Consider the following 26,062-nt stretch of genomic DNA (forward strand, 5'->3'; position numbering starts at 1 on the left):
CTACATCACCCGTGTCATCAGGTGAAAGCGGTTGCGGGACTGAAACCCGATCCGTTCATAAAGCAGACGCGCGCGATCGTTGTCTGCGTCGACTTCCAGATGCATGGCGTTGATACCTTGTTCAGCCAACGCGCGGACAAGCGACGCAAGCGCCTCGCTGCCCATTCCGCGCCCGCGCACCCGTTCGCGCACATAAATTTCGTCCAGAAAGGCTTCAAGACCGCCAAACTTGATCGACCAGCCGAAGCTGACGGCGATATAGCCAACCGGGGCCACGCGCGGTCCGATCATCCAGATCGCCCCATGCGGCGAGCCGTCCAGCAAAGGTTGCAATGCACCGCGCCGCGTGTCGTCATCCTGCTCAATCCCGTTCTGGGCGTGAAACCCTGCGACAAGAGGCAAAATGCGATCAAGGTCTTCCGAGGTGGCCAGACGCAGGCTGCTCATAGGCGGGCAATCCTTGTGGTCAAAAGATCAAAAAAGGCATCGCTGTCCAGATCGCCAATAAACAGCGCATTCGTCGGGCGGTCCGTGACGCCCCACCAGTCGGCAACGGTCATGCCCATGGTCAGCTCTGATTGGGTCTCGATCTGAACATTCACGTGGCGACCGCGAAACAGGTCGGGTTGGATTAGATAGGCAATCACCGTCGGATCGTGCAACGGCGCGCCGTCTGATCCGTATTTTTCGATGTCGAAGCGTTCGAAGAAATCGGTCATCTCGGCCACAGCGTGACCGACGTCGCCGGGCAGAGCGCGAAAAGTGTCGTTGCGCGCCTTGGTCACCAATGCCTTATGCGTAACATCCAACGGCATAACGACAAGGGAAACACCTGATCTGAACACAATATCAGCGGCTTGAGGATCAACATAGATGTTAAACTCGGCGGCGGGGGTCACATTCCCGACCTCGAAATACGCGCCGCCCATTAGGACGATTTCCTGCACCCGGTCGATAATATCGGGCGCACGCTCGAAGGCGGTGGCGATGTTGGTCAGGGGGCCAAGCGGGCACAGCGTCACCGTGCCGGGCGCTTCAGATCGGAGTGTGTCGATGATGAAATCAACCGCGTGCTGTTCCTGCAGCGGCATCGTTGGATCTGGCAGCACCGGGCCGTTCAAGCCCGTTTTGCCATGCACATATTCCGCCGTGACCAAATCGCGGCGCAACGGGCGGTCGCACCCTGCAAACACCTTGATCTCGCGCTTTCCAGCCAGTTCGCAAACGATCCGAGCATTCTTTGCGGTCAGTTCCAGCGGCACGTTTCCGGCAACGGTAGTGATGCCAAGAACCTCGATTTCATCCGGGCTCGCCAATGCCAGAAGAATGGCAACGGCATCATCCTGTCCGGGGTCAGTATCAATAATGATTTTGCTTTTCATGACAAATACTTAAGATGCCAATTTCACCCAGATCGGAACGTGATCCGAGGGCTTTTCACGCCCGCGTACCTCTTTATCGATCTGGCAATCGGTCAACAGGTCGGCGCATTCTGGTGACAACAGGAAATGGTCAATGCGAATGCCGTCATTGCGCTGCCATGCGCCGCGCTGGAAGTCCCAGAACGTATACTGCTCGGGGCCAGCATTGCGGGCGCGGAAGGCTTCGGTCAGGCCAAGGTTCAGAATTTTGCGCCAGGCCTCGCGGCTTTCGGGGCGATACAGCGCGTCTTCCACCCAATCCTGCGGCCGGGCGGCGTCTTCGGGTTGGGGAATGATGTTGTAATCACCCGCCATCAAAAAGGGCATTTCTTCGGCCAACAGCACTTTAGCGCGGTCGCGCAGACGATCCATCCACGCCAGTTTGTAATCGTATTTCGGCCCCGGCACCGGGTTGCCGTTGGGCAGGTAAAGCCCGCAGATGCGCACGGGGTGATCGCCGACCACGGTCGCCTCGATATACCGGGCCTGTTCGTCGGCGTCGTCACCGGGTAGGCCACGGGTCACATCCTCAAGCGGTAGCTTTGATAAAAGCGCCACCCCGTTGAAGCTTTTCTGGCCGTGCGTCTCGACGTTATACCCTTTGTCTTCAAAGACTTCGCGGGGGAAGTACTCGTCGATTGACTTGATTTCCTGCAAGATCGCCACATCGGGCTGGGACTCGTCCAGCCAGTCCATCAGCGCGGGCAAACGCGCCTTGATGCCATTGATATTGTAACTGGCGATTTTCATGAGACCCCTCCGGTGTTTGGCGGTCAATGTGGGCGCAAACGGACGGGGGTGCAAGCAAAGGCGGTCAGGCTTCGGCGATATGCCGCCCGGCGGCGTGTCCACTGGACCAAGCCCATTGGAAGTTGTATCCGCCAAGCCAGCCTGTCACGTCGACGCATTCACCTATGAAATAGAGGCCCGGCACGGTTTTCGACATCATCGATTTGCTGTCGATCCCATCGGTGGCGATGCCGCCCAATGTGACTTCGGCAGTGCGGTAACCTTCTGATCCCGACGGGGTCAGCGTCCAATCGGACAGTCGGTCAGTCAAGGCGCGCAAAGCGGTGTCGGACTGATCTGCCAGACGTGCTGTAAAATCGAACTGATCCGCCCAATCCTTTGTCAGAAACTCCACCAGACGTGCAGGCAGATAGCGCGCCAGCTCAGTCGAGATTTGCCGTCGCCCTTCGCTTTGCCGCTGGTCGCGCAGTGCTGTGAACAGGTCCTGTCCCGCGGTCAGGTCCACGTGGATAGCCTCTCCCTCGCGCCAGAAGGACGAGATTTGCAGGATCGCAGGGCCGGACAGCCCGCGATGGGTGAACAGCATCGCCTCGTCGAAACTGGCGCGGTCCGTCCACACGCGAACGGGCAAGGAGACACCAGCAAGGGCCGCAAAGCGCCCTTCGGGAAATGTCAGGGGCACAAGGGCGGGGCGCGGCTCTATGACCTCATGCCCGAATTGTTCGGCGATATCATAGGCAAAGCCGGTCGCGCCCATTTTGGGGATCGATTTGCCGCCCGTGGCAAGGACAAGGTTGCGACAGGTCAGATCACCGGCCGAGGACTTTAGCGTGAACACGCCATCTTGGTGGTCGATCGCGTCGACCGTTGTGGACAGCCAAATCTCAGCGTCCGCATCCTTCAATTTCGCCAAAAGCAGATTGATAATCTGCGTGGCTTTGCCGTCGCAGAAGAGCTGCCCCAGCGTTTTTTCATGCCATGCGATCCCGGCTTGGTCGATCAGGTCGATGAAATCCCATTGGGTGAAGCGGGCCAGCGCGGATTTGTGGAAATGCGAATTGTGGCCGGCGAAGTTTCCCGGTTCGGTATGCATGTTGGTGAAATTGCAGCGTCCGCCGCCGGAGATGCGGATCTTCTCGCCGGGTTTTACGGCGTGATCGATCACCAATGTGGGTTTGCCGCCCGCTGCCGCAAACGGGGCGCAAAACAAGCCCGCAGCGCCTGCGCCAATGATGATGGTGTCCCAATCGGTTTTCATGGGCTGCACCTAGCCAATTCAGCGGGCAAGCGGAAGGGGATTACATCGAGAAAGATGTGCCGCAGCCGCAGGACGCCGTGGCATTCGGGTTGTTGACGATAAACCGCGCGCCGATCAGTTCCTCGGTGAAATCAATCGTCGCGTTGGTCAGAAAGGGCAGGGACACCTCATCCACCACAACCTGTTCGCCAGCGCCTTTTAGGATCAGATCACCTTCGGCAGGATCGTCCAGCAAGATGTCATATTGAAAGCCCGAACAGCCGCCGCCTTCGACAGCCACGCGCAAGGCTTTGCCCTGGGCGCCCGCGCCGATCTCGGCCAGCCGCGCGAAGGCGCGTTCGGTGACGGTTGGGGGCAGGGTCAGGTCCATTGGAAATCCGTTTCAAGTTCGCGTCAAACAGAATATAGGGGGGACATGCGGGCGCGACAAGACGCCCGGACGGCGCGTGTTGGACGGGACATCCCTGCGCGCCTGCAGTGACAGGCGGAAGGGGGCTTGATGCTCGCCATTTATGCAACGCATCCTGATCAAAGCCGGGGGCGGCTTCATGACGAAGGCGAAAGCGCTTTTCGCGAACCGTTTCAGCGCGACCGGGACCGTATCATCCACAGCTCGGCTTTTCGCAGGTTGAAGCACAAGACACAGGTTTTTGTGGAGCATGAGGGGGATTATTTCAGGACCCGGCTGACCCACTCGATCGAAGTGGCGCAGGTGGCCCGCACCATTGCAGGCGCCTTGGGGTTGAACAGTCACCTGACCGAAGCCGTCGCGCTGGCCCATGATCTGGGGCATACGCCCTTTGGGCATACGGGCGAAGACGCGCTGAACGCGATGATGGTCCCGTTTGGCGGCTTTGATCACAACGCGCAAGCCTTGAAAATTGTCACCTCTCTGGAACGTCATTATGCCGAATGGGATGGGTTGAACCTGACTTGGGAAACCCTTGAAGGGATTGCGAAACATAACGGCCCGGTGGTGGGTGAACTGCCTTATGCGCTGGCCGACTACAATGCGCGCCATGATCTTGAGCTGCACACCCACGCAGGTGCCGAGGCACAGGCCGCCGCCCTGGCTGATGATATCGCTTACAACAATCACGACCTTCATGATGGGTTGCGCGCAGGGTTGTTCACTTTGGACGAGATTGCAGCTCTGCCCATTATCGGACCTGCCGTCGCAGAAGTGGACGCGACCTATCCCGATTTGGACGCGGGTCGTCGTCAACACGAAGCCCTGCGCCGCGTGTTCGGCGTGATGGTCGAGGACGTGCTGACAACGTCGCAGGCGCTTATAGCCGAGGCCGATCCGCGATCTGTCGAGGATGTCCGCGCGTTGGATCACGCGGTTATTCAGTTTTCGCCCGGCCTGTGGGCTGATCTGAAAGTAATCCGCGCCTTCCTGTTCACCCGTATGTACCGTGCGCCCAGTGTGGTCGCGATGCGTGAGCGGGTGACCCATGTTGTCGAAGAATTATTTGCTCATTTTCAGGCAGTGCCGTCAGACCTTCCCGCCGAATGGCGGGCCGAGATCGAAGCGGCGAACAGTGACACGCGGCTGGCGCGGCTGGTCGCTGACTATATCGCCGGGATGACGGATCGTTTTGCCTTGCAAGAGCACACCCGGTTGGGGTTGGGCGGTTAGGGGGCGCTGCCCCCTCGGGACTGTGTCCCTCACCCCCGGGATATTTTCTGCCAGCAGAAGCAGGGGCGGGCGCCTTCTGGCACCGCGTCGCTTGACCTTTGGGGCGGGGCTGCTAGGAGTGCGGCTGAGAAAAAAGGACCCAGACAATGAACCTGTTTGCCGATATCCGCAGCCTTGTGATCGACGCGCTCAATGCGATGACCTCTGACGGTGTGCTGCCCGAGGGGCTGAGCCTTGACAACGTGACGGTGGAGCCGCCGCGCGATCCGGGGCATGGCGACATGGCAACGAATGCCGCGATGGTATTGGCGAAGCCTGCAAAAATGAAGCCGCGCGACATTGCGGATGCGCTTGCGGCTAAGCTGGTTGCCGATGATCGGATTGACATCGCAGAGGTGGCTGGACCGGGGTTTTTGAACCTGCGGCTGGCGGCTGGCGTCTGGACCGGATTGGTTCAGGGCATTCTGGACGACGATCGCTATGGTCGGTCTGCCATGGGGGCCGGTCAGAAAGTAAACGTTGAATATGTGTCCGCCAACCCAACGGGGCCGCTTCATGTGGGTCACACACGCGGCGCGGTCTTTGGCGACGCTTTGGCGAGCTTGCTGGAATATGCCGGTCACGCCGTGACGCGCGAATATTATATCAACGATGGCGGCGCGCAGGTCGATGTGTTGGCGCGCTCGGTTTACCTTCGGTATCTGGAAGCGCACGGCAAGCAGGTTGCGTTCGAAGACGGCACGTATCCCGGCGATTATCTGGTGCCGGTGGGGCAGGCTTTGAAGGACAAGGTCGGCGACGCCTATGTTGACAAGGGCGAGCAGTTCTGGCTTGCCGACATTCGTGAATTTGCCACTGAAAAGATGCTTGATCTGATCCGCGAAGACCTTGCGATGCTGGGCGTGAAGATGGATGTCTTCTTTTCGGAAAAATCGTTGTATGGCACGGGCCGGATCGAGGGCGCGTTGAAAGCGTTGCAAGACCGTGGCCTGATCTATGAGGGTGTGCTGGAACCACCCAAAGGCAAGACGCCCGAAGATTGGGAGCCGCGCGAGCAGACGCTGTTCAGGTCAACAGAGCATGGCGATGACGTGGATCGCCCGGTCAAGAAATCGGATGGCAACTGGACCTATTTTGCACCAGATATCGCCTATCATTATGACAAGGTCGAACGGGGCTTTGATGCGCTGATTGATATTTTCGGCGCCGACCACGGTGGTTATGTGAAGCGGATGAAGGCGGCTGTATCGGCGCTGTCTGATGGGCGTGTGCCGCTGGACGTCAAGCTGACCCAACTTGTGAAGCTCTATAAGAACGGTGAGCCGTTCAAAATGTCCAAACGTTCGGGCAATTTCGTGACGCTGCGCGATGTGGTCGAGCAGGTGGGGTCCGACGTGACCCGGTTCGTGATGCTGACGCGCAAGAACGACGCGCCGCTCGATTTTGATTTCGACAAAGTGCTGGAGCAGAGCCGGGACAACCCGGTTTTTTATGTGCAATACGCCCATGCGCGGGTGCGCTCGGTGCTGCGAAAGGCCGAGGCGCAGGGCATAACGCTGACAAACACGCCCAAGATTGAGGATGAAGCCGAAGTGGCTGTTGCCAAGAAGCTGGCTGAATGGCCGCGTCTGGTTGAGATTGCCGCACGCACCCACGAACCGCACCGGATTGCGTTCTATCTGTACGAGCTGGCGTCCGATTTCCATGCCCTGTGGAACCGGGGCAATGACAGGCCTGAACTGCGCTTCCTGCAGGATGGCAATAATGACTCATCGGCGGCGAAAATCGCCCTCCCGCGTGCGGTAGCCGTTGTCATTTCGTCAGGGTTGGGTATTTTGGGCGTTACTCCTGCCGAGGAAATGCGCTGATCACAAGTGCTGCTTGGCCCGGAGAGAGGTTGACGCAGTAACCGGAACGGGACGCAAAAAGAGCCGCCAACGGCCCACGCGTTCGCATCCGGAGGTGAGGCAGAATGGCAGAAGCAAACTGGGGTCCCGGGACCCGGCAGGCGACGTATCAAAATCAGTATGATCAGGGCTATGACCCTGCACATCGGACCGAGCCGCCGCTGATGGCCACCGCGCCGCAACAGTCGGCGCAATATCTGCATCCGGCACATGGTGGACCGCAACCGCGTTTTGCGGCCAACGGTCACGATCCGCATGCGGGTTATGCCGCGCCGATGGCTGAAATGACCGACGAAGATCCTGCTTTGGCTTCTGGCCCGGCCGCGCCCGGTGGACTGGGCTCGGCATTGAATTATTTTGGAGCGGCCCTTTCGGTCGCGTTGATTGTCGGGTTAGGCGTTTGGGGCTACAAGCTGGCTGTGCGCGACGTAACTGGCATTCCCGTGGTGCGCGCCCTGGAAGGTCCGATGCGTGTGCAGCCCGAAAACCCTGGCGGCCAAACCGCAGATCACCAAGGCTTTGCAGTGAATGATGTGCAATCCGAAGGGCAGGCCGCTGCCCCCGCGGATCGATTGGTTCTGGCCCCCGCCCCGGATGAATTGGCGGACGAGGATATGACAACTGAGGTTTCAGCGCGTGCAGACACCGCACCGGGAGCTGCCTTGCCGTTACACGAGGCGTCGGCGATGGTGCCTGCACCCGAGCCGCTGCCGGTTGATCCAGTGGCCGCCGCGCTTGCCATTGCCGAGCAAATCGCCGCAGACGCCCAACAACTGTCCGGCGAGGCGTTGGACGAAACCGTTGTCGCCTCTGTCGCGCAACCACCTGCACCAGAGGCAGCATCAGATGCCAATGCTGTGAAAATCATACCCGCATCGGTGCCCGGCGTGCGCAAGTCGCCGCGCCCGTCAGGTCGCCCGGCCGATCTTGATACCCGCGTCGCAGCCGCGCCCGCGGCCACCAATACGATCGCGACAGTCACAGACGTCGCACCAGACAAGATCGCAGTTGGCACTCGGCTGGTTCAGCTTGGCGCATTCGATAGCGCCGATGTCGCCCGTGCCGAGTGGGACAAGCTGTTTGTTCGGTTCGAAGATTATCTTGCCGGGAAGTCGCGGGTCATTCAGCAGGCCAAATCAGGTGGCAAGACGTTCTATCGCCTGCGCGTTATGGGATTTGACGACCTTGCCGACGCGCGTCGGTTCTGCTCGGTCCTGATGGCGTCGAAAGCCGCCTGCATCCCGGTTGTGACGCGTTAGCATGCAACGGCAGGGTGCGTATATCTTCGGTTGCGAAGGGCTACGGCTCACCCCAGCTGAACGCGCTTTTTATGAACGCGCCCAACCGTGGGGCTTCATCTTATTTGCACGCAATGTGGAAAGCCCTGATCAGATCCGAGCGCTGACCGCTGAGTTGCGCGGGGCGGTCGGGCGTGATGTTCCGGTGTTTATAGATCAAGAAGGCGGGCGTGTGGCGCGCATGACCGGACCGCACTGGCGCGAATGGTTGCCCGCATTGGATCAGGTGATGCTGAACAAACGCGAGGCACAGCGCACCCTTTACCTTCGCTATCGATTGATTGCCGACGAATTGCTGGCGGTTGGGATCGACGGAAATTGCGCACCGGTTGCCGATATTGCCAATGCTGACACGCATCCGATCCTGCGCAATCGCTGCTATGGTGAAGATGTTGTGCGCGTGGCGGAACGGGCCGGTATGGTCGCCCAAGCGTTGCTAGAGGGCGGCGTCTTGCCCGTGGTCAAGCATATCCCTGGTCAGGGTCGGGCAAATCTGGACAGCCATGAAGAACTGCCACGCGTCAAGACCAAGACCAAGGAACTGGGCCGCACTGATTTTATGGCGTTCGAACCTTTGGCCGGGCTGCCTATCGGGATGACCGCCCATATCGTTTACGAAGATATCGACGCCGAACATCCTGCCACTCAAAGCCCCAAGGTGATCCAGCTGATCCGTGATCGGATCGGGTTTGGTGGCCTGTTGATGACCGATGATCTGTCGATGCAGGCGCTGTCGGGGCCGTTGTCATTACGCGCGCGCCGGTCGTTGCAGGCCGGTTGTGATATTGTTCTGCATTGCAATGGCGTGTTGGAACAAATGGAAGAGGTTGCCGATGCGACCGGACCGTTGGACGGCCTGGCTTTAGAACGGGCTGATGCAGCGCTTGAATGGCGTAGCCCCCCCGATCCCATTGACATTTCCGCGCTTGACGCCGAGTTTCAGAGCCTGATGACGGGTCAGGGATCTGAACGAGCGGCGGATGAACGAGACTGAGGAGTTTGAAAGCGACGCGATGTCGGTCTCGGAGCGCTTGGCGGCCGAGGCTCTGATCGTTGATGTCGAGGGGTTTGAAGGCCCTCTTGACCTGTTGCTGACCCTCAGTCGCACTCAGAAAGTCGACTTGCGCAAAGTCTCGGTGCTGGAACTGGCCGAGCAGTATCTGGGCTTCGTAGAAAAAGCGCGGCATCTGCGTATTGAACTGGCGGCCGACTATCTGGTGATGGCGGCTTGGTTGGCGTTTCTGAAATCCCGCCTGCTGTTGCCGCCCGACCCCTCCGAAGAGGGGCCGTCTGGTGAAGAACTGGCCGCGCATCTTGCGTTTCAACTGGAACGTTTGCAGGGGATGCGCGATGTGGCGGCAAAGCTGATGGCGCGCGACCAACTGGGCCGTGATTTCTTTGCCCGCGGCATTCCCGAAGATGTAACCCGTGTGCGGCGCGTGACCTATACCGCGACGCTTCTGGACCTGATGCAAGGCTATGCGCGTATCCGCACCAAGGACGAATTTCGCCCCTTTGTCATGGACCGTGATGCGGTCATGACGTTGGAGCAGGCGCTAGAGCGGATGCGGGGCCTGATTGGTTATGCCGGGGATTGGACAGACCTGACCTCGTACCTGCCGGACGGCTGGCAAACCGACCCCGCGCGCCGCCGTTCAGCCACAGCCGCCAACTTTGCCGCGTCGCTGGAACTTGCCAAACGCGGCGCGATAGAGCTTAGACAGGGGGAGGTTTTCACCCCCATTCAAATCCGCAGGAAGACACATGACGGATGATGTAACGCGTGACGAAGTGACCCCCGAAGATGGTGGAAGCGCCCCCAATGACAGCCTGTTTGAGGCCCCGCCGATAGGCGAACAGGAACGCATGGTGGAAGCCATCTTGTTTGCTTCGGCCGAGCCCGTGACTGTGAAAGAGCTGGAAGCTCGAATGCCACATGGATCAGATGCCGCCGAAGCTCTGGTGTACCTTCGCAAACGATACGAAGGGCGTGGCGTTGGGGTCGTGAAGGTGGGCGACGCCTGGGCAATCCGTACGGCGCCGGACCTTGGGTACCTGATGCAGAAAGAAACGGTCGAGACGCGCAAACTGTCGCGTGCCGCCATCGAAACGTTGGCGATCATCGCCTATCACCAGCCGGTCACCCGCGCCGAGATCGAAGAAATCCGCGGTGTCTCGGTCAGTCGTGGGACGATTGATCAGCTGATCGAGATGGAGTGGATCCGGTTTGGCCGTCGTCGCATGACACCCGGTCGCCCGGTGACTTTTGTCGTTACGCAGATTTTCATGGATCATTTCGGCCTGGAAAGCGCACGCGATCTGCCGGGGCTAAAAGAATTGCGCTCTGCCGGGCTTCTTGAAAGCCGCCCGCCGCCCGGTGCAATGCCCGGCCCGGATACGGAAGAAGAAGATGAAAGCCAAGAAGGGCAGTCAGAGTTGTTCGAGGATTGATCCGCATTCTTTGGCGCGTTTTTACAAAGCGCCGTGAAATTGCCCGAGTTTGCTGTTAATATCTGCGAAAAGGGCAGGAGAGCAACATGAACATCAATCAAATCATCAATATGGTCATTCGGCAGGTAACCCGCCGATTGGTCAATAAAGGTGTGGATGTCGGCATCGACATGGCATCGCGGCGCGGCAAATCCAAGGACGATATGACCGACGACGAACGCAGCCGCGCCCAGTCACAAGCCCGACAAGGCAAAGATATGGTGAAACGTGCAAAGCAAGCGCGGCGGGTTACGCGCAAGCTGTTCTAAAATCCCATAAAACGAAAGCAGCCGATTGTTGGGTTCGCTACGCACAGGCCGTCAGTCGCGGTTTTGTGCTGTCCGGCGTCCCCGGATCACTGCCCCAATTGTCTAGTCACTGCCAGGTGCCCAACGCGCATATGTGGAGTTATCGCGCTGAGCCCCAAGGGGCTATCCTTCAGTTGTCTTTGACTTGCGATATGTGCGGTGCGCCCAGACAAGGCAACTGATATAGGCAAAGGTCAGCAACGCGAGCGTCGCCCAGAGATAGGTCAACAGCGCCGCGGCCAAAATCGCGGTTCCCAAAAGGAAGTATTTGGCGTTGGCGCGATGGATGGTCATGTCCTTGAACGAATATGTCGGCATACGGCTGATCATCAGCAACCCGATCAGACAGGTGTAAAATGCAATGAATATCGGCGGGGTCGCCGGCAGGTCGGTCACCGCGAAAGAGATGACCATCGGCAACATCACCAGAATTGCGCCTGCAGGCGAGGGGACCCCGACAAAGAAATCAGAAGACGGCTTGTCGGTTTGCAAACGGCTGCTGACATTGAAGCGCGCAAGGCGCAAAACGCAGCAAATTGCATAAAACAATACGGCAATCCAACCTGCGCGTGACACTTCGTTCAGCGCCCAACTGTGTAAAATCAGGACCGGCGCGACCCCAAAGTTCAAAAAATCGGCCAGTGAATCAAGCTCGGCACCCACAGCGGTGGACCGGTTCATCAACCGCGCCAATCGGCCATCCAAACCATCAAGGATACTGGCTGCCAGAACGAGTTGAACAGCCATTTCGAAGTTGCCCTCATACCCAAATCGGACCGCGGTCAATCCGGCGCAAATCGCGGCCACGGTCAGCAGATTTGGCAGCAGATAAATCAGACGAATTTCGGTTTGTTTTGCTGGTTCTAACGGTTTGTTCATCGTCAATCCGCCAAGCCATCGCGCGCCGGCTCAGTTGCGACAAGATCGGCAAGGACGGTTTCGCCCGCGACCATGGTTTGCCCCAGATTGACCATCGGTTCCACACCATCGGGCAGATAGACATCCAACCGCGAGCCAAAGCGGATCAGGCCAAACCGTTGCCCAGTGCGCACCGTGTCGCCTTTGGCCGAGAAACACACGATCCGCCGCGCGACCAATCCGGCAATTTGCACGACGGCCAGCTGTCGGCCATCGGCCATGTTGATGCACAGGCTGTTGCGTTCGTTATCGGAACTGGCTTTGTCCAGAGAGGCATTGAAAAATTTACCGGGCCGATAGGCAATCGCCGCGATCTCTCCGGCGATCGGCGCACGGTTCACATGGCAGTTAAAGACGCTCATGAACACGCTGACGCGGGTCAGGGCCATATCGGACATGCCAAGTTCGGCAGGTGGGACGGCTTTTTCAATAAGCGAAACGATACCATCCGCGGGACTGACGATCAGGCCCTCACGGGTCGGGGTGACACGCACAGGATCTCGGAAAAAGTAATAACACCAAATCGTTAGACCAACCCCAATCCAGCCCAAAACAGTCCAAAGGAAGAAAAGTATGACCGTGATGGCGGCAAAAATGCCAACAAATTTGCGCCCCTCTGGATGCATTGGCTTCAGGAATGTGTCGCGCATTTTCATAGGGGGTCGCACTCTCGTTTGGAATAGACGCTACCTAGCCCGTTTGGCGCATTTCCCGCAAGAAAATTGACGTAGGCTGCGCTGAAACCGGAAGGAACAGTGGCTAACGGGTGAAAAAACGAAGGGGCGCGCAATATCAATGGGCCATCGCACGGACCACGCATGCCGCGCAGTGCCGTTTCATGTGCCGTGTCATTTGAAATGCTTGGACAGTTTCAGCCCTTGCCCCTGATAATTCGACTTGATGTCTTCGCCATAAAGCACCTCGGGCACTTCGCTCATGCGTTCATAGACCAACCGTCCGACGACTTGGCCATGCTCCAACACGAAAGGTGCTTCGTGACAGCGGACCTCCAAGACACCGCGCGAGCCGGAGCCACCGGCCGCGTCAAAGCCAAACCCGGGGTCGAAAAATCCGGCATAGTGCACACGGAATTCACCGACCATTGCAAGGTAAGGGGCCATTTCGGCGGCGCATTCGGGCGGGATCGCGATCGCCTCGCGACTGACAAGGATATAGAATGCGCCGGGGTCAAGGATGATCCGCCCATCTGTGGTGCGCACCTCTTCCCAGTACTCCGCAGGGGTGTAATGGGCGAGCTTTGACAGGTCGACAACGCCCGTGTGCCGTTTGGCACGATAGCCAACCAGATCACCCTTGGCGGGCTTCAGGTCGACCGAAAAACCCAACCCGTCCGAGATCACGGGATCGCCCGATACGATAGGGGAGCGCGCGTGAACGTCGCGCAATTCGTCATCCGTCAGGATGGTTTTGCCCTGCCGGAAAATAATCTGGTTCAAAAGCTGGCCGGGCTGGGCCACGACCGAAAAGCTTTGCGGGCAAAGCTCGGCGTAAAGCGGCCCGTCATAACCTTCGGGCACGCGGTCAAATTCGATCCCATGGTCGGTGATCACCCGGGTCATCAGATCGACGCGCCCGATCGAGCTTTTGGCGCTGGCGGCGGCCGTCATTCCCTTGGGCAAACGCAGGTTTTCCATCAACGGGACGACATAAACGCAGCCTTTTTCCAGAACTGCGCCCCCTGTCAGGGACACCTCATGCATGGTCAGTTCGTCCAGCCGCTGGGCCACGGTCGAGGACTTTCCAGGCAGAAACGAGGCGCGCACGCGATAGGCGGTGTCGCCCAGGCGTAAATCCAGAGATGCGGGCTGAATCTGTTCGTTCAGGATCGGGGACGAAGCAGAGATGCCACCATCCGTGACCATCTGCCGAATTTGCCGGTCAGCCAATACGCCGGTTTTCATCTGCATCCCCCCTTGGATCCGTCCCTCGGATACAAAAACACCCGCCCGATGATCGGGCGGGCGGTTTTGAAATTGGTCGGGCTAGCAGGACTCGAACCTGCGACCTTCCGTCCCCCAGACGGACGCGCTACCAGGCTGCGCCATAGCCCGACTGGAGACCTTACATAGTGATTTTCGCAGGTAGGGCAAGCGGGAAACGGCAGGAAATTCATCATTCCGCTTTCGTGCGCAGCAAGCCCGGGCATCCGCGCGCTTAAGAGGTTTGTCCGGGCTGGCTGCCCATCTGTGTGCCGAGTGACTCCAGCCGGTCGGCAAGCGCCTGCAGCGCAGCGATATGCGCGTCGGTGCCGGAATTGCGGGCGTGTCGCAACGCGATTGACAGCGGTGCGGCCGCGCGCCCGTCGTCGTCGCTGGGGTCGGCGGGAATATGCGAGATGTCAGCCAATGGCGCGGGCGCTGGCGTCGCATCGGGTGTCTGGTCAGGCGTCTGGTCTGGTTTGGCCTCTACGGACTCGGCGTCGCCCTGCATCCCGGGCAGTTCGGGGGCGGTGGGCGGTGGTGTGTCGGCCATACCTTCGGGCGATGTGGTCTCCGCCGCAGTTGCCACACGCTCAGACCCGAAAGACGGTTGCGTGGGGGGGGCATCCGGGGTGGTTGTTTCCTCGTGCACAGCCGCGTCTGGGGTTGCTTCAACCTCAACCTCGCCCTCAGCCTTTGGTTCAGGCGCAACTTCCGGTGCCGCCTCATCCTCCACCGTCTGCGCGTCTTGGATCGCAGCGCTTTCCGCGTCGGCTTGTGCGTCATCTTGCGCGGATTTGCTCGCCAAGGGCACAACGTTTGATGGCGTTATATCGCGCATCTCATCGCTGTCGAGCGGGGGGGACATGCCCGCCACATGTTTCACGCCTTCTTCGCGCAACAGCTTTTGCACGCCTCGAATGGTCATGCCGTCTTCGTGCAGAAGCTTCCTGATGCCGCCCAGAAGCTCCATATCATTCGGACGATAATACCGCCGCCCTCCAGCGCGTTTGACAGGTTTAACCTGACTGAAACGGCTTTCCCAGAACCGGAGCACATGGGTCGGCACGCCCAGCCATTCTGCCACCTCGCTGATGGTGCGGAAGGCGTCGGGAGACTTCTTATCCATGTCCAGACCTGTTTGTTCTGCTTCTTGTCATTTGATGGGACGCATGCGCCCAGTGTGGGTCACGCCAAAGGGTCAGCGCTTGTTTCCGTCGTCGACCCGGTCTTTCATAAGGTGCGAGGGTCGGAATGTCAGAACCCGGCGGGGCGGGATCGGCGCTTCTTCGCCTGTTTTCGGGTTTCGACCTACGCGGGCAGCTTTGTCGCGTATTGAAAATGTTCCGAATGACGAAATTTTCACGCTTTCACCATCCACCAGTGCATCGGAAATGTGACCCAATACGGTTTCAACCAACTGCGCGCTTTCGTTGCGTGACAGGCCGACCTCACGGAATACGGCCTCGCTTAGGTCCATCCGGGTCAAAGTCTTTTCACTCATGTCGTCCCCCTGATTATTTTCAAGAAGAATGGGTGGTTTAAATTTACGAGTCAATATCAACGGCTTGGGAAAAGCCGTTCGCGCATGGGTTTAAGCGATTTACCAGCGGATTACGACCGCGCCCCAAGCCAATCCGCCACCAATTGCCTCGGTGACAACAAGGTCACCTTTCTTGATCTTGCCTTCAGCACAGCCAACAGAAAGCGCCAACGGGATCGATGCAGCCGAGGTATTGCCGTGATCTTGTACTGTGACGATGACGCGATCCATCGGCACACCCAGTTTTTTGGCTGTGCCCTGAATGATGCGGATGTTGGCTTGGTGGGGGACAATCCAGTCCAGATCATCGTCCGTCAGGCCGACCCTCTGCAAGGCAGTCTCGGCAGTCTCGGTCAACTTGCCAACCGCTTGCCGGAACAGGGGGTTGCCCTGCATCCGCAGATGACCCGAGGTCTGTGTCGTCGATACGCCGCCGTCCACATACAGCATCTCGCGCATGCGTCCGTCTGAATTCAGATCCGCCGACAGGATGCCGCGATCGCCAGTGTCTCCGCGACCTTCCTGCGCCTCAAGCACCAAAGCGCCTGCGCCGTCACCAAACAGCACGCAGGTGGATCGGTCGGTCATGTCAAGAATGCGGGAAAACGTCTCGGCACCGATCACCAGAACGCGGTCGACCTGTCCGGAAAGAATCAGCGCGTTGGCGTTGGTCAGCGCGAAAACAAAGCCCGCACAGACCGCCTGGACGTCAAATCCAAAGCCGCGTGTCATACCCAGTTCATTTTGAACCATCGTGGCAACCGACGGGAAGGTCAGATCGGGGGTCGAGGTTGCAACAACGATCGCGTCGATATCATCAACCTTAAGTCCTGCATTTGCCAGCGCGGCGCGTGCCGCTTCGGCGGCCATTTGTGACGTGGTTTCATCTTCGGCAGCAAAATGGCGGCGCTCAATACCCGATCGCGTGCGAATCCACTCGTCCGTGGTGTCCACAATGTCTTCGAAATACGAGTTCGGGACAACATGCGCGGGCAAATAGTGCCCGACGCCCTTGACCACGGCGCGTCTTGTCATTCTTGCTGCTCACCTTGCCGGCTTTCCGTTGCGACATCTTGGCGTGATGCGTCGGCGGATGCAACCCGTGCAGCGAGCTTCTGATTAAAGCCACCTTTGGCCAGTTGAAACGCCAGCCTGACAGCGGCAGAAATACCTGTCGCATCGGCCGAGCCGTGGCTTTTGACAACGGTTCCGTTCAGCCCGAGAAACACGCCACCATTGTTGCGGCGGGGGTCCACACGGTGGCTGAGCCGCCGCAGCGGTCCCATCGCAAGCAGGGCTGCGAATTTCGACAGGATCGTTGCGCCGAACACTTCGCGCAGCAGGCCCGAGATCAAATTGGCGGTGCCTTCGCCGGTTTTCAGCGCAACATTGCCGGTAAATCCGTCGGTAACGATGACATCCACGCGGTCTGACGGCAGGTCAACGCCCTCAATAAAGCCGACAAAATCAATTTGCGCACCTTCGGCAGCATTGGCGATCAGCTCATGCGCAGCTTTTAATTCGTTGCGGCCTTTGTGTTCTTCTGTGCCGACATTCAGCAAGCCCACGCGCGGGCGGGTGATGCCCAGCCCATTGCGGGCATAAGAGGCGCCCATCATCGCATATTGCATCAGGTCTTCTTCGTCGGCCCGAATATCGGCACCGACATCGAGCATCACATTGAAACCGGCTGGGTTGCGCGATGGCCACAAGCAGGCAATTGCGGGGCGGTTGACGCCGGGCAATTTGCGCAGGCGCACCATCGACAACAGCATGAGAGCGCCGGTGTTGCCACAACTGACAACCACTTCGGCCTCGCCATCACGCACGGCGTCAATGGCCGACCACATCGAGGTCTTCTGGCCATTGCGCATCACCTGGCTGGGTTTGTCATCCATGGTGACGATTTCGTCCGCATGACGAATCTCGCACACTTCGGCCAAACCCTTGGTGCGGGCGACAAGTTTCTCAAGCTCTGGCTTGTTGCCATGCAGAATGAACCCGATCTCGGGGTTCTTATCTGCAGACAGCGCAAGACCGGCAACAACGGCTGCCGGTCCAAGATCTCCGCCCATGGCGTCGACCGATACGATTGTGCGTTTGGGGGCGTCCATTGTCATTCTTCATCCCATGCTCGGGGATTTTCTGACACGACCGCCCGCGTCGGGCAAGAGGCTTACGCCGCGTCTTCGTCGTCGAAATCGACTTCGTCGGCAATTGCAACGACTTCACGGTCGTCATAATGGCCGCACGAGGGGCAAACGTGGTGGGGGCGCTTCAGCTCGCCGCAGTTCGAACATTCGTTCGGGTTCGCGGCAACCAGGGCGTCATGCGCGCGGCGGTTGTTGCGGCGCGACTTCGATACTTTGTTCTGTTGGACAGCCATCGTCTCAACCTTTGGATTTCGGGGGCCAGATAGCCCGGTGTATTTCTGGGGCGATATCGCCCGGTGTTCTCAAGTCATTCCTGAGTCTCGGCGCCTCATACGCGGTTTGCGGTGCGCTGTCCAACCCATCTTGTGGAAGAAGGCGGGAAAATACTGTGATTCTTATTTCGTGCAAGGGGTGAAATGCGCTGATTTCAGATGAAAGTGCCGGTTTCCCTCGCAAATGCACGGGCATTGGAGGGCAGCCACGCGCACTCAGCTCTTTTTGCCGCCATCTGAAAGCTTGTCGCGCAAATCGGAAAGTCCCGCGAATGGCTTTGCATCATCGTCGGTCATTGGTTTGGTGCCGGGTTCAGCAAACACGTTTGTTTGCATGTCTGCCCCTTCGGCCCGCGGATACAAAGGCAGCGACAAAGCCAGCGCTTCGATCATCACTTGCCCCAAATCAATCACATCGGCCAGTGGCTCGACACTGTCATCCTCAGGCATCTCGACCTCGTCGTCGTCATTTGGTTCAGACAAGTGCTTCAGCCAGCGGCGGTCGATCTTGTCGTCGATCCGCGTCGTTACAGGGTCCAGCGTGACCACACATTCCTGGATAACGGTCGCTCCCAGATTGGCAGTCATCTGCCAATCATGCTTGCCCAACGGGCTCATCTCCCCGGAAAACCGCAACTTGCGCAGACCTAAAATGCCCAGATCCCGGGCGATAGAGTCGCAAACAGTTTGGCTGGGCACCAGTTCAAACGGCGTTGCCCGGCCCGTTGCCAGATCAGCGGGGCGAATGGGATGTGTGAAGGGCAGGGCGTCGCCTGAAGATGTTGCGTCGGTCATTTTGCGTCTCCGCTCTTTGTCTGATCTTGCGTAGCGAACCGAACAATCTCGGCCTTGTGCGAACATAGCCGGTGATCGTTTCTTGAACCATGCGCGATCCTAGGCTAAGCCGATACCCAAGACAGAGTGGCGAACGCAAGGGGGGCGGTATGTCTTATCTGCGCCAGACAGGCAAGATTATGGGTAAAATGATTGGCGCGGTGCTGCTTGTGGCACTGGTCGCGTCCTGTTCCGCCACCTATCGCAATCACGGTTACATGCCGCCTAAAGAAGATATCGACCTGATCGAGGTCGGCAAAGACACGCGCGAAACCGTTGCAAGTTCCATTGGCAAGCCGGGCACGTCTGGCCTGTTGGCGGGCAGCGGCTATTACTACGTTCGGTCGCGGTTCAAGCACTATCTGTATAACGCCCCGCAAGAGATCGACCGCGAAGTCATGGCCATAACATTCAATGACAAAGGTGTGGTCGAGAACATCGAACGCTTTGGTCTTCAAGACGGTCGTATCGTTGTGCTTGAGCGCCGCGTAACCGACAGCAATATTCAGGGCGTTGGATTCCTGAAGCAGCTGTTTGGTTCGTTCGGACGAATTGATGTGGCCGAGCAATTCCGCGGCAACTAAAAGGTTACCCGCAAAAATCGGAACAGCGCGGGGCCGCAGGGTCGCCGCGCTTTTTCTTTTTTGCCGGACCTCATATTTCTGTCACACCTTGTCGGCACGGTGTCCGAGGCGCATATGTTGCGATAAGCCGTGAAGCATCAGGGACGGAGGTCCGCTATGCCAACCTTCATAAAGGGCCGATACGAGGCTCGATTTGGCGAAAGCCAGGATGACATCAAAGCCGCACAAACCTTGCGACACCGGTGTTTTCGCGGCGGTGATGGGCTGGACGAGGATCACTACGATGCTGCCTGCCGTCATATCCTGATCGAGGATCGCGAGACGGGCGCATTGGTAGGGTGCTTTCGGCTGATGCCTTTGGAAAACGGCTCGCGCATCGGTGACAGCTATTCGGCCCAGTATTATGAACTGTCCGCACTTCGAACGTACAATGCCCCGATGATCGAGATGGGGCGGTTTTGCATCGCGCCCGATGCTCAGGATGGTGCCGATATCCTGCGTGTCGCTTGGGGCGCGATGACTCGCTATGTGGACCGTGAAGGGGTCGGAATGCTGTTTGGCTGTTCGTCCTTTCAAGGGACCGATGCGGCGCAGTATTTCGACGCTTTCGCAATGCTGCGGGACCGCCATCTTGCGCCAAAACGCTGGTTGCCGCGGGTCAAAGCTCCCAAAGTGTTTCGTTTTGCCCAACGGCTGCGGCGAAAGCCAGACGCCAAACAGGCCTTGCGCGCGATGCCGCCGCTGTTGCGCACCTATCTTTTGATGGGGGGCTGGGTGTCCGACCACGCGGTGGTGGATCATGATCTGAACACCTTGCATGTGTTCACGGGGCTTGAGATCAGCGCGGTTCCACAGACCCGCGCACGGCTGTTGCGGGCGTTCACCGGGTAAGGCTGAGGTTGACCTTGCAAGTGTGATTGCCTAACTCGGCGCTATGGCTCGTATACCCCTTCTTCAGATGTCCGATATCTCGCTGACCTTTGGCGGCGATCCCGTCTTTGACTGCCTCGATCTGGTGGTGCAGCCCAATGATCGCGTGGCGCTCGTGGGGCGCAACGGGTCGGGCAAATCAACCCTGATGAAGGTCATGGCTGGCTTGGTTGAACCTGATCATGGCACACGCGTTTTATCCCCCGGTGTCTCGGTCGGATATATGGAACAACATCCTGATTTGTCGCGGTTTACCACTTTGGGCGACTTTGCGGTTTCAGGACTGGAGCCGGGCCAGGATTATCTGGTCGAGCGGGTGGCAGAAGGCCTGAAATTCAAGCTCGACGCCCCGGTGAGTACGGCCTCGGGAGGCGAGCGTCGCCGGGCGGCTCTGGCCAAGTTGCTGGCCGAAGCACCTGATCTGATGTTGCTGGACGAGCCGACCAACCATTTGGACATTCATGCCATTGAGTGGCTGGAGGCTGAACTGTCGCAAACCCGCGCGGGTTTTGTGCTGATCAGCCACGACCGCGCGTTCCTGCGCGCCCTGACACGCGCCACGCTGTGGGTGGATCGCGGACAGGTGCGGCGGCAGGAAAAAGGGTTTGAGCATTTCGAAGCCTGGCGTGACAAGGTTTGGGATGAAGAAGACACAAGCCGTCACAAACTGAACCGCAAGATCAAGGCGGAAGCCCGTTGGGCGGTTGAAGGCATCAGCGCACGGCGCAAACGCAATCAGGGCCGGGTGCGCGCACTGGGCGATCTGAGGGCCGAGCGGGCCGCGCAGATCAACCGACAGGGTGCTGCGGAAATGGCACTGGAAGCCGGACCCAAATCGGGCCGCAAGGTGATCGAGGCGCGCGGCATCTCGAAATCCTATGATGACCGGGTGATCCTGAACGATTTTGACCTGCGGGTCATGCGCGGCGAAACCATCGCACTGGTTGGCCCCAACGGGGCAGGCAAGACAACGCTTTTGAAGATGCTCATCGGGCAGGAAACGCCCGACACCGGCAGCGTGCAACACGGCACCGGGCTTGAGGTTGCCGTGTTTGACCAGAACCGGACGGGTCTGGTCGAGGATGACAGCCTTTGGGAAAACCTTGTTGGCGATCCCGAAATGCGCGTGTCCGGCAAGGCCGATCAGGTGATGGTGCGTGGCGCTCCGAAACATGTTGTCGGCTATCTGAAAGAGTTCCTGTTTTCTGACGCACAAGCCCGCGCGCCCGTGCGGTCTTTGTCGGGCGGGGAAAAGGCGCGTTTGATTCTGGCCAAGATCATGGCGCGGCAGTCAAACCTTCTGGTGATGGATGAACCGACCAACGATCTGGACGTGGAAACGCTGGACCTGCTGCAAGAGCTGATCACAGCTTATGATGGCACGGTTCTTGTGGTCAGCCATGACCGGGATTTCCTTGATCGCGTGGCCGAACGCACCATCGCAATGGAAGGTGACGGGCGCGCGACGATCTATCCGGGTGGCTGGTCTGACTATCAGGCGCAGCGTGAAAATCACAACGATGATATTGAGAAAAAGAAAGAAAAAACAAAGCCTAAAGGTGCAAAGGTAAAACAAGATGTGAAGGTCGGTTCCGATGGCCTGTCCTTCACGGAGCGCCATCGGCTTGAGGCGCTGCCGGCGGAAATGGACCGCCTGACCGCCGAGATTGCCAAGCTGGAAGAGTTTCTGATGGACCCGGACCTGTTCACCAAAGAGCCGGTGAAATTCAAGAAAGCAACCGAAGGTCTGACCCAGCGGCAGCAAGGCTTGGCCGCTGCTGAAGAGGAATGGCTTTTGTTGGAAGAAAAGGCGGAAGCCGCGCAGGGTTAACGCGGGGCCAGTGGCCCCGCTGCCTGGCATTTACTTTGGAAGGTGGATGTTGAATCGCGCCCGGATCGCCGCGTCGACTTCGGGGTTGAACCGGGCACCGGAGCGTTGCGCCAGTATCCCCTCTTTGCGGGCTGTCGCGGCTGCAATCAGGTCGGGCTTACCGACTTCAGCCCATTCTTTCGGGGACGTCCTGTCGCCAAGGGTTGGATAGACAAAATCCGTCTGCATCCGGCTCAGCGTCTGATCCTCGCCCAGGTAATGGCCCGGTCCCTTAAGGCAGACCGATTTCATCATTTCGATGCTGACCGCATCTTCCGTTATTTCGATCCCGCGCACGCAACGCAACGCCTGCCCAACGATATCATCACCAAGGATCAGGCTTTCATGGCAGAACCCCAGAAGCGACGCGTGCATGCCAGCAGCTTCATAGACCATGTTCAGACCCGACAGACCGGCCAGCACGTTGGAACACATCTGCTCCCACCCGGCCTGCATGTCCGGCAGTTTCGAATCCGAGAACCCGGCCGCCGCCCCGCCGGGCAGGCCATAAAACTGATGCATCTGGGCACAACCTGCCGTCATCAGCGCTTGTTCCCCGGACCCACCAGACATGGCGCCTGATCTTAGATCGACCAAGAAGGGCCAGGTGCCGAAGATGGCCGGGTGCCCCGGCGCAATTGCATTGACATAGACAACGCCCGCCAAGCATTCGGCGACGGCCTGAACGATTGCGCCCGCCAGCGTGGGCGGCGCCGTGGCCGTGGCCATCCCGGCTGACAAAAGCAACACCGGCATTCCAGCCGCGATCGCTTTCTCCATCACCTGACAGCTTTCCGTGGCGAATTTCATGGGCGGCACGACAAAACAGTTGGAGTTGGACACAAAGGGGCGCGCGCGCCACGCGTCTTCACCACCTGCGATCATGTGCAGCAATTCAATCCCGTCTTCGACAAAATCAGGCTCTGAAAACGAGACACCGATGTGTTTCTTTGTCCCCGCGGTGCAGGCATAGATCGAATTCAGGTCCATCTCGCGGTTGTCAGGGATGTCACGGCAGACCATGGGCCGTTGAAGGAAGTGAATGTTGTCCAGCTGGTCGACGATGCGCGCGGCGTCATGCAGATCCTGAACGGTGCTTTCACGGTATTCCCGACCATGGGGGTCAACCATGTGAACAGCCGCGCCTGCGGTGCCGTAATGCACGCGCCTGCCGCTGAGGGTCATGTCGTGCTTTGGGTCGCGCCCGCACAGGGTGATGCTCTTGGCCGCCTTCGCCAGCATGTCTTCAACCAGCGCCCGCGGGAAACGCAAGCGCCCGTCGTCGCCTAAAACTGCGCCCGCACGGGTCATGATGTCGATGCCCGATGGTGGGGCATCTGCCAGACCGATCTGTTCCAAAGCGTCCAGCGCGGCGTGGTGAATGCGATTGATGCCGTCAGGGGTCAGCGGTTTGAATGTGCCTCCCTCCATCCCCGCGCGAACGGGGCGAACATCCTGGGCAAGCGGGGCTGCGCGAAGAGCTTGGCGGGCGGCGCGTCCGCCAGAGCGGCGGGCAGATGGTGTCGTCATTTGTGGGGTACCTGAGATTGTTGTGAAGCGTCGGCGAGGTCGTAATAACCTATCAGGGCCGCCCGCGCGCCGCGCGTCCGCGTTCCGCACCGATGGTGCGCACAACAATTGAAACGAGCCAGTCTAACCGATCCATTTCTGTCCTCCTGTTGCCCAAACCTAGTGGGTCAGGAAACGACAGGTCTGTCCTGTTCGCGTCATCCAGCAAGGTTTATTTCGACCTCAAGTGCCCACCACCATCACAACTGCAGCGTAATGGGCTGCCGCGCCCAGCAGGACATGAACGTGCCAGATTGCCCGGTTGAAAGGCAGATGCTCGCCCAGATGGAAAAAAATCCCCAAGGTGAACAGCAATCCGCCGCCGACCAGCAACACCAGAACAATCGGACTGAATGATGCCACCAGCGGGCCAACCATCAGAACCGCCATCCAACCCTGCATTAAGGTCAGCATCAGGCCAAACCGTTCAAACCGACCGAAGAAAAACAGCTTCATGGCAATGCCGACAATGGCCAGCGTCCAAGCTGCCGCAACCAGCGCGTAGCCATTTGTGCCACCAATTCCGATCAGCGCAATCGGTGTATAGGTCCCTGCGATCATCAGATAGATTGCCGCATGGTCGAACTTGCGCAAAGCCTGGCGCGCAGATCGGTGCAGTGTCATGTTGTAGGCTGCAGACAGTGTGAAGCTTGCGACCAACCCGGCCCCATAGGCCAACATTGGCGGCAAATGGCCCAACGGCGCGTCACCCATTGCCCAGTAGATCAGGGCGACAGACCCGCAAATGGCGGCAATCACGCCTAAGCCGTGCACGACGCCATCGGCGACGTACTCGTGATATGTAAAGTCCTTCCCGAACTCCATTGGATTCCCCTTTCGCCTATCAAATAGATAAGAACCAAAGCGGGTGCCGGCATGCCGTTATGCGGTAAATTTAATGTCCGCCGCACAGGGCACGACCCACATCCAGTTTATACATTTACACGGAAATGTAAAGATTTCCTGATCTTATAGATCGCGTGCGAGGTCTTGGAGCACTTGGGGGATCATCATCACATCTTCGCGGGTACAGGCAAACTGCCCGACCGAAACGCGGATTACGAACTGACCATCGTGACTGGTTTGGGTCAGATAAATGCGTCCATCGCGGTTCACCCGATCCAATAGCTGCGCGGTTGTCGCGTTGTCTTTGAAGCGGAAGGTGAACAGCGACAGGATCGGGTCCGTGGTGATTTCAAAACCGGGCAAAGCGGCAATGGCTTTGGCCGCATCAGATGCCCAGCTAACATGGTTCCGGATGCGGGTCCGAAGCCCGGTCAGACCCTCAGATCGCAACAGGAACCACAGTTTCAACGCCCGGAAGCGGCGACCGAGGGGCAGGGTCCATTCATTGTAATTCACCACCTCGTCTGCGCCTTGTGTCTTAAGGTATTCCGGACGCAGCCCCATGGCCCCAATTTGCGCAGCAGGGTCGCGCAGGAACTGGACCGCGCAGTCGAACTGAGCCCCCAACCACTTGTGCGGATTGAAGATAATGCTGTCGGCCTTCTCGACCCCAGCCCAGAGTGTGCGGAACTCTTCGCAGATCATGGCGGACCCGGCCCAGGCAGCGTCGACATGAACGGTTAGGCCGTGGCGATGCGCCACGTCGATACACGCGCCAATGTCATCGCAGGCCCCAATAGAGGTGCCACCGACGCACAGAACAACGCCCGCAGGTTTCAATCCGGCCTCAAGGTCGGCCCGGATCATCGCGTCCAGTGCCTCAGGGTCCATTGACCACGTCGGGTGGTTGGGAATGGTGGGAACCTTGACGAGATTGTCCTGCCCAATCCCCGACACGCGCACCGCCTTATCGACGCTGGAATGGGTCTGTGCGCTGGCATAAATGCGCAGCGTCGGTGCGCCGGATAACCCCTTGGTGATGCCTTCGTGACCCAAGGCCAATTCGCGCATTGTGGTAACGGCGGAAAAGGTCGCGGTGGTTGCGCTGTCGTGGATCGTGCCGGTGAAGTCACCCGGCAAACCCATCGCATCACGCAGCCAGCGAATGACAAGATCTTCCATTTCATTCGCGGCAGGGGCGGTTTGCCACAGCATCGCCTGCGCCGAAATTGCGTTGGCCAATTGTTCGGCCAGCATTGAGGCCGGTGCGGCATTTGCCGGAAAATAGGCAAAGAAGCGTGGGTGTTGCCAGTGGGTCATGGCGTCCGGCACCAGCCGGGTGAAATCGTCAAAGATCGCTTCGATCGGTTCCGGGGCCTCGGGCACAGGCGCTTCGATCCTGGCTAGAAACTCACCCGGGGCGATGTTGGGACGCACAGGGCGGTCGCGCAGCCCGGCGTGATAGTCGCGCGCCCAGTCCGCCGCTCGTTTTTGCCAATCTGCAAGCTCTGAATAATCCAACAAACACT

At 58.8% G+C, this 26,062-nt stretch carries 27 protein-coding genes and 1 tRNA gene; 10 read left to right on the plus strand and 18 right to left on the minus strand.

The window, feature by feature from the left end; translation table 11 throughout:
* From K3556_RS06245 to K3556_RS06265, 5 genes are all read right to left on the minus strand, one after another.
* Window positions 1-447 carry a GNAT family N-acetyltransferase gene (locus K3556_RS06245; protein ID WP_260518863.1) on the minus strand — a complete coding sequence of 149 codons (447 nt, stop codon included), beginning with the start codon at window positions 445-447 and terminating at the stop codon, window positions 1-3.
* Window positions 444-1,382: a nucleoside hydrolase gene (locus tag K3556_RS06250; RefSeq protein ID WP_260518864.1), complete on the minus strand. Its 939-nt coding sequence runs from the start codon at window positions 1,380-1,382 to the stop codon at window positions 444-446. Before K3556_RS06250 ends, K3556_RS06245 begins: the two co-directional genes overlap by 4 nt.
* Before the next feature lie 9 nt (window positions 1,383-1,391).
* The gene (gene xth / locus K3556_RS06255; protein ID WP_260518865.1) at window positions 1,392-2,171 is read right to left on the minus strand and encodes an exodeoxyribonuclease III; all 780 of its coding nucleotides are present in this window, start codon (window positions 2,169-2,171) and stop codon (window positions 1,392-1,394) included.
* 64 nt (window positions 2,172-2,235) lie between these two features.
* On the minus strand, window positions 2,236-3,429 hold the full coding sequence (locus K3556_RS06260) for an NAD(P)/FAD-dependent oxidoreductase (protein ID WP_260518866.1): 1,194 nt from the start codon (window positions 3,427-3,429) through the stop codon (window positions 2,236-2,238).
* A gap of 40 nt (window positions 3,430-3,469) precedes the next feature.
* Complete coding sequence (locus K3556_RS06265; protein ID WP_260519185.1) at window positions 3,470-3,793, minus strand: HesB/IscA family protein; 324 nt, start codon at window positions 3,791-3,793, stop codon at window positions 3,470-3,472.
* 135 nt (window positions 3,794-3,928) lie between these two features.
* Here K3556_RS06265 and K3556_RS06270 point away from each other — a divergent pair, with 135 nt between their 5' ends.
* From K3556_RS06270 to K3556_RS06300, 7 genes are all read left to right on the plus strand, one after another.
* The gene (locus K3556_RS06270; protein WP_260518867.1) at window positions 3,929-5,071 is read left to right on the plus strand and encodes a deoxyguanosinetriphosphate triphosphohydrolase; all 1,143 of its coding nucleotides are present in this window, start codon (window positions 3,929-3,931) and stop codon (window positions 5,069-5,071) included.
* A 146-nt stretch (window positions 5,072-5,217) separates the two neighbouring features.
* Entirely contained in the window at window positions 5,218-6,939 is a 1,722-nt protein-coding gene (argS, locus tag K3556_RS06275) for an arginine--tRNA ligase (RefSeq protein WP_260518868.1), read from the plus strand.
* Between the two features lie 104 nt (window positions 6,940-7,043).
* Window positions 7,044-8,237 (plus strand): SPOR domain-containing protein, encoded by a 1,194-nt coding sequence (locus K3556_RS06280; RefSeq protein ID WP_260518869.1) that lies wholly within the window; start codon window positions 7,044-7,046, stop codon window positions 8,235-8,237.
* A 1-nt stretch (window position 8,238) separates the two neighbouring features.
* Complete coding sequence (locus K3556_RS06285) at window positions 8,239-9,270, plus strand: glycoside hydrolase family 3 N-terminal domain-containing protein (RefSeq protein WP_260518870.1); 1,032 nt, start codon at window positions 8,239-8,241, stop codon at window positions 9,268-9,270.
* Window positions 9,257-10,051, plus strand: a complete 795-nt coding sequence (locus K3556_RS06290; RefSeq protein WP_260518871.1) for a segregation and condensation protein A — start codon at window positions 9,257-9,259, stop codon at window positions 10,049-10,051. The genes K3556_RS06285 and K3556_RS06290 overlap by 14 nt, the downstream gene beginning before the upstream one ends.
* Window positions 10,041-10,727 (plus strand): SMC-Scp complex subunit ScpB, encoded by a 687-nt coding sequence (gene scpB, locus K3556_RS06295; protein ID WP_260518872.1) that lies wholly within the window; start codon window positions 10,041-10,043, stop codon window positions 10,725-10,727. The genes K3556_RS06290 and scpB overlap by 11 nt, the downstream gene beginning before the upstream one ends.
* Window positions 10,728-10,813: 86 nt before the next feature.
* Entirely contained in the window at window positions 10,814-11,035 is a 222-nt protein-coding gene (locus tag K3556_RS06300) for a hypothetical protein (protein ID WP_260518873.1), read from the plus strand.
* 162 nt (window positions 11,036-11,197) lie between these two features.
* On the opposite strand, the gene pssA is transcribed toward K3556_RS06300, so the two are convergent.
* From pssA to K3556_RS06350, 10 genes are all read right to left on the minus strand, one after another.
* On the minus strand, window positions 11,198-11,953 hold the full coding sequence (gene pssA, locus K3556_RS06305) for a CDP-diacylglycerol--serine O-phosphatidyltransferase (RefSeq protein WP_260518874.1): 756 nt from the start codon (window positions 11,951-11,953) through the stop codon (window positions 11,198-11,200).
* Between the two features lie 2 nt (window positions 11,954-11,955).
* Complete coding sequence (locus K3556_RS06310) at window positions 11,956-12,648, minus strand: phosphatidylserine decarboxylase (protein WP_260518875.1); 693 nt, start codon at window positions 12,646-12,648, stop codon at window positions 11,956-11,958.
* A gap of 192 nt (window positions 12,649-12,840) precedes the next feature.
* Window positions 12,841-13,914, minus strand: a complete 1,074-nt coding sequence (locus K3556_RS06315; RefSeq protein WP_260518876.1) for a 2'-deoxycytidine 5'-triphosphate deaminase — start codon at window positions 13,912-13,914, stop codon at window positions 12,841-12,843.
* A gap of 73 nt (window positions 13,915-13,987) precedes the next feature.
* Window positions 13,988-14,064, minus strand: a tRNA-Pro gene (locus K3556_RS06320).
* Between the two features lie 103 nt (window positions 14,065-14,167).
* The gene (locus tag K3556_RS06325) at window positions 14,168-15,061 is read right to left on the minus strand and encodes a MerR family transcriptional regulator (RefSeq protein WP_260518877.1); all 894 of its coding nucleotides are present in this window, start codon (window positions 15,059-15,061) and stop codon (window positions 14,168-14,170) included.
* A gap of 72 nt (window positions 15,062-15,133) precedes the next feature.
* Window positions 15,134-15,436, minus strand: a complete 303-nt coding sequence (gene ihfA / locus K3556_RS06330) for an integration host factor subunit alpha (protein WP_260518878.1) — start codon at window positions 15,434-15,436, stop codon at window positions 15,134-15,136.
* Between the two features lie 99 nt (window positions 15,437-15,535).
* The gene (locus K3556_RS06335) at window positions 15,536-16,510 is read right to left on the minus strand and encodes a beta-ketoacyl-ACP synthase III (RefSeq protein ID WP_260518879.1); all 975 of its coding nucleotides are present in this window, start codon (window positions 16,508-16,510) and stop codon (window positions 15,536-15,538) included.
* Window positions 16,507-17,595, minus strand: a complete 1,089-nt coding sequence (plsX, locus tag K3556_RS06340; RefSeq protein WP_260518880.1) for a phosphate acyltransferase PlsX — start codon at window positions 17,593-17,595, stop codon at window positions 16,507-16,509. Before plsX ends, K3556_RS06335 begins: the two co-directional genes overlap by 4 nt.
* Before the next feature lie 56 nt (window positions 17,596-17,651).
* Window positions 17,652-17,861 carry a 50S ribosomal protein L32 gene (gene rpmF / locus K3556_RS06345; RefSeq protein WP_191284736.1) on the minus strand — a complete coding sequence of 70 codons (210 nt, stop codon included), beginning with the start codon at window positions 17,859-17,861 and terminating at the stop codon, window positions 17,652-17,654.
* A gap of 255 nt (window positions 17,862-18,116) precedes the next feature.
* Window positions 18,117-18,695 carry a YceD family protein gene (locus K3556_RS06350; RefSeq protein ID WP_260518881.1) on the minus strand — a complete coding sequence of 193 codons (579 nt, stop codon included), beginning with the start codon at window positions 18,693-18,695 and terminating at the stop codon, window positions 18,117-18,119.
* A gap of 149 nt (window positions 18,696-18,844) precedes the next feature.
* Here K3556_RS06350 and K3556_RS06355 point away from each other — a divergent pair, with 149 nt between their 5' ends.
* The 3 genes from K3556_RS06355 (at window position 18,845) to K3556_RS06365 (ending at window position 22,079) form a co-directional block, all read left to right on the plus strand.
* A complete protein-coding gene (locus K3556_RS06355) occupies window positions 18,845-19,318 on the plus strand; it encodes an outer membrane protein assembly factor BamE (protein WP_260518882.1) in 474 nt (157 codons plus the stop codon).
* A 156-nt stretch (window positions 19,319-19,474) separates the two neighbouring features.
* The gene (locus K3556_RS06360) at window positions 19,475-20,209 is read left to right on the plus strand and encodes a GNAT family N-acetyltransferase (RefSeq protein ID WP_260518883.1); all 735 of its coding nucleotides are present in this window, start codon (window positions 19,475-19,477) and stop codon (window positions 20,207-20,209) included.
* Window positions 20,210-20,252: 43 nt separating this feature from the next.
* Window positions 20,253-22,079, plus strand: a complete 1,827-nt coding sequence (locus tag K3556_RS06365; RefSeq protein WP_260518884.1) for an ABC-F family ATP-binding cassette domain-containing protein — start codon at window positions 20,253-20,255, stop codon at window positions 22,077-22,079.
* Between the two features lie 30 nt (window positions 22,080-22,109).
* Here K3556_RS06365 and K3556_RS06370 read toward each other — a convergent pair whose 3' ends face one another.
* The 3 genes from K3556_RS06370 to K3556_RS06380 all read right to left on the minus strand — a co-directional run bounded on the left by K3556_RS06370 (window position 22,110) and on the right by K3556_RS06380 (window position 26,054).
* Window positions 22,110-23,648 carry a trimethylamine methyltransferase family protein gene (locus tag K3556_RS06370; RefSeq protein ID WP_260518885.1) on the minus strand — a complete coding sequence of 513 codons (1,539 nt, stop codon included), beginning with the start codon at window positions 23,646-23,648 and terminating at the stop codon, window positions 22,110-22,112.
* 222 nt (window positions 23,649-23,870) lie between these two features.
* Window positions 23,871-24,512, minus strand: a complete 642-nt coding sequence (gene trhA / locus K3556_RS06375; RefSeq protein WP_260518886.1) for a PAQR family membrane homeostasis protein TrhA — start codon at window positions 24,510-24,512, stop codon at window positions 23,871-23,873.
* Between the two features lie 144 nt (window positions 24,513-24,656).
* Window positions 24,657-26,054: a pyridoxal phosphate-dependent decarboxylase family protein gene (locus tag K3556_RS06380; protein WP_260518887.1), complete on the minus strand. Its 1,398-nt coding sequence runs from the start codon at window positions 26,052-26,054 to the stop codon at window positions 24,657-24,659.
* Between the last annotated feature and the right edge of the window lie 8 nt (window positions 26,055-26,062).

Origin of the sequence: Aliiroseovarius sp. M344, assembly GCF_025140835.1 — a bacterium.
GTDB lineage: Bacteria > Pseudomonadota > Alphaproteobacteria > Rhodobacterales > Rhodobacteraceae > Aliiroseovarius.

Bases quoted from the DNA above. Each gene is read 5' to 3' on its own strand.
- plsX (WP_260518880.1), bottom strand. From the start codon at position 17,595: ATGACAATGGACGCCCCCAAACGCACAATCGTATCGGTCGACGCCATG.
- xth (WP_260518865.1), bottom strand. From the start codon at position 2,171: ATGAAAATCGCCAGTTACAATATCAATGGCATCAAGGCGCGTTTGCCC.
- K3556_RS06355 (WP_260518882.1), top strand. From the start codon at position 18,845: ATGTCTTATCTGCGCCAGACAGGCAAGATTATGGGTAAAATGATTGGC.
- K3556_RS06300 (WP_260518873.1), top strand. From the start codon at position 10,814: ATGAACATCAATCAAATCATCAATATGGTCATTCGGCAGGTAACCCGC.
- K3556_RS06335 (WP_260518879.1), bottom strand. From the start codon at position 16,510: ATGACAAGACGCGCCGTGGTCAAGGGCGTCGGGCACTATTTGCCCGCG.
- K3556_RS06245 (WP_260518863.1), bottom strand. From the start codon at position 447: ATGAGCAGCCTGCGTCTGGCCACCTCGGAAGACCTTGATCGCATTTTG.
- K3556_RS06280 (WP_260518869.1), top strand. From the start codon at position 7,044: ATGGCAGAAGCAAACTGGGGTCCCGGGACCCGGCAGGCGACGTATCAA.
- K3556_RS06250 (WP_260518864.1), bottom strand. From the start codon at position 1,382: ATGAAAAGCAAAATCATTATTGATACTGACCCCGGACAGGATGATGCC.
- trhA (WP_260518886.1), bottom strand. From the start codon at position 24,512: ATGGAGTTCGGGAAGGACTTTACATATCACGAGTACGTCGCCGATGGC.
- K3556_RS06370 (WP_260518885.1), bottom strand. From the start codon at position 23,648: ATGACGACACCATCTGCCCGCCGCTCTGGCGGACGCGCCGCCCGCCAA.
- K3556_RS06360 (WP_260518883.1), top strand. From the start codon at position 19,475: ATGCCAACCTTCATAAAGGGCCGATACGAGGCTCGATTTGGCGAAAGC.
- rpmF (WP_191284736.1), bottom strand. From the start codon at position 17,861: ATGGCTGTCCAACAGAACAAAGTATCGAAGTCGCGCCGCAACAACCGC.
- K3556_RS06285 (WP_260518870.1), top strand. From the start codon at position 8,239: ATGCAACGGCAGGGTGCGTATATCTTCGGTTGCGAAGGGCTACGGCTC.
- K3556_RS06270 (WP_260518867.1), top strand. From the start codon at position 3,929: ATGCTCGCCATTTATGCAACGCATCCTGATCAAAGCCGGGGGCGGCTT.
- argS (WP_260518868.1), top strand. From the start codon at position 5,218: ATGAACCTGTTTGCCGATATCCGCAGCCTTGTGATCGACGCGCTCAAT.
- K3556_RS06260 (WP_260518866.1), bottom strand. From the start codon at position 3,429: ATGAAAACCGATTGGGACACCATCATCATTGGCGCAGGCGCTGCGGGC.
- K3556_RS06365 (WP_260518884.1), top strand. From the start codon at position 20,253: ATGGCTCGTATACCCCTTCTTCAGATGTCCGATATCTCGCTGACCTTT.
- K3556_RS06350 (WP_260518881.1), bottom strand. From the start codon at position 18,695: ATGACCGACGCAACATCTTCAGGCGACGCCCTGCCCTTCACACATCCC.
- K3556_RS06315 (WP_260518876.1), bottom strand. From the start codon at position 13,914: ATGAAAACCGGCGTATTGGCTGACCGGCAAATTCGGCAGATGGTCACG.
- K3556_RS06325 (WP_260518877.1), bottom strand. From the start codon at position 15,061: ATGGATAAGAAGTCTCCCGACGCCTTCCGCACCATCAGCGAGGTGGCA.
- scpB (WP_260518872.1), top strand. From the start codon at position 10,041: ATGACGGATGATGTAACGCGTGACGAAGTGACCCCCGAAGATGGTGGA.
- K3556_RS06290 (WP_260518871.1), top strand. From the start codon at position 9,257: ATGAACGAGACTGAGGAGTTTGAAAGCGACGCGATGTCGGTCTCGGAG.
- pssA (WP_260518874.1), bottom strand. From the start codon at position 11,953: ATGAACAAACCGTTAGAACCAGCAAAACAAACCGAAATTCGTCTGATT.
- ihfA (WP_260518878.1), bottom strand. From the start codon at position 15,436: ATGAGTGAAAAGACTTTGACCCGGATGGACCTAAGCGAGGCCGTATTC.
- K3556_RS06310 (WP_260518875.1), bottom strand. From the start codon at position 12,648: ATGAAAATGCGCGACACATTCCTGAAGCCAATGCATCCAGAGGGGCGC.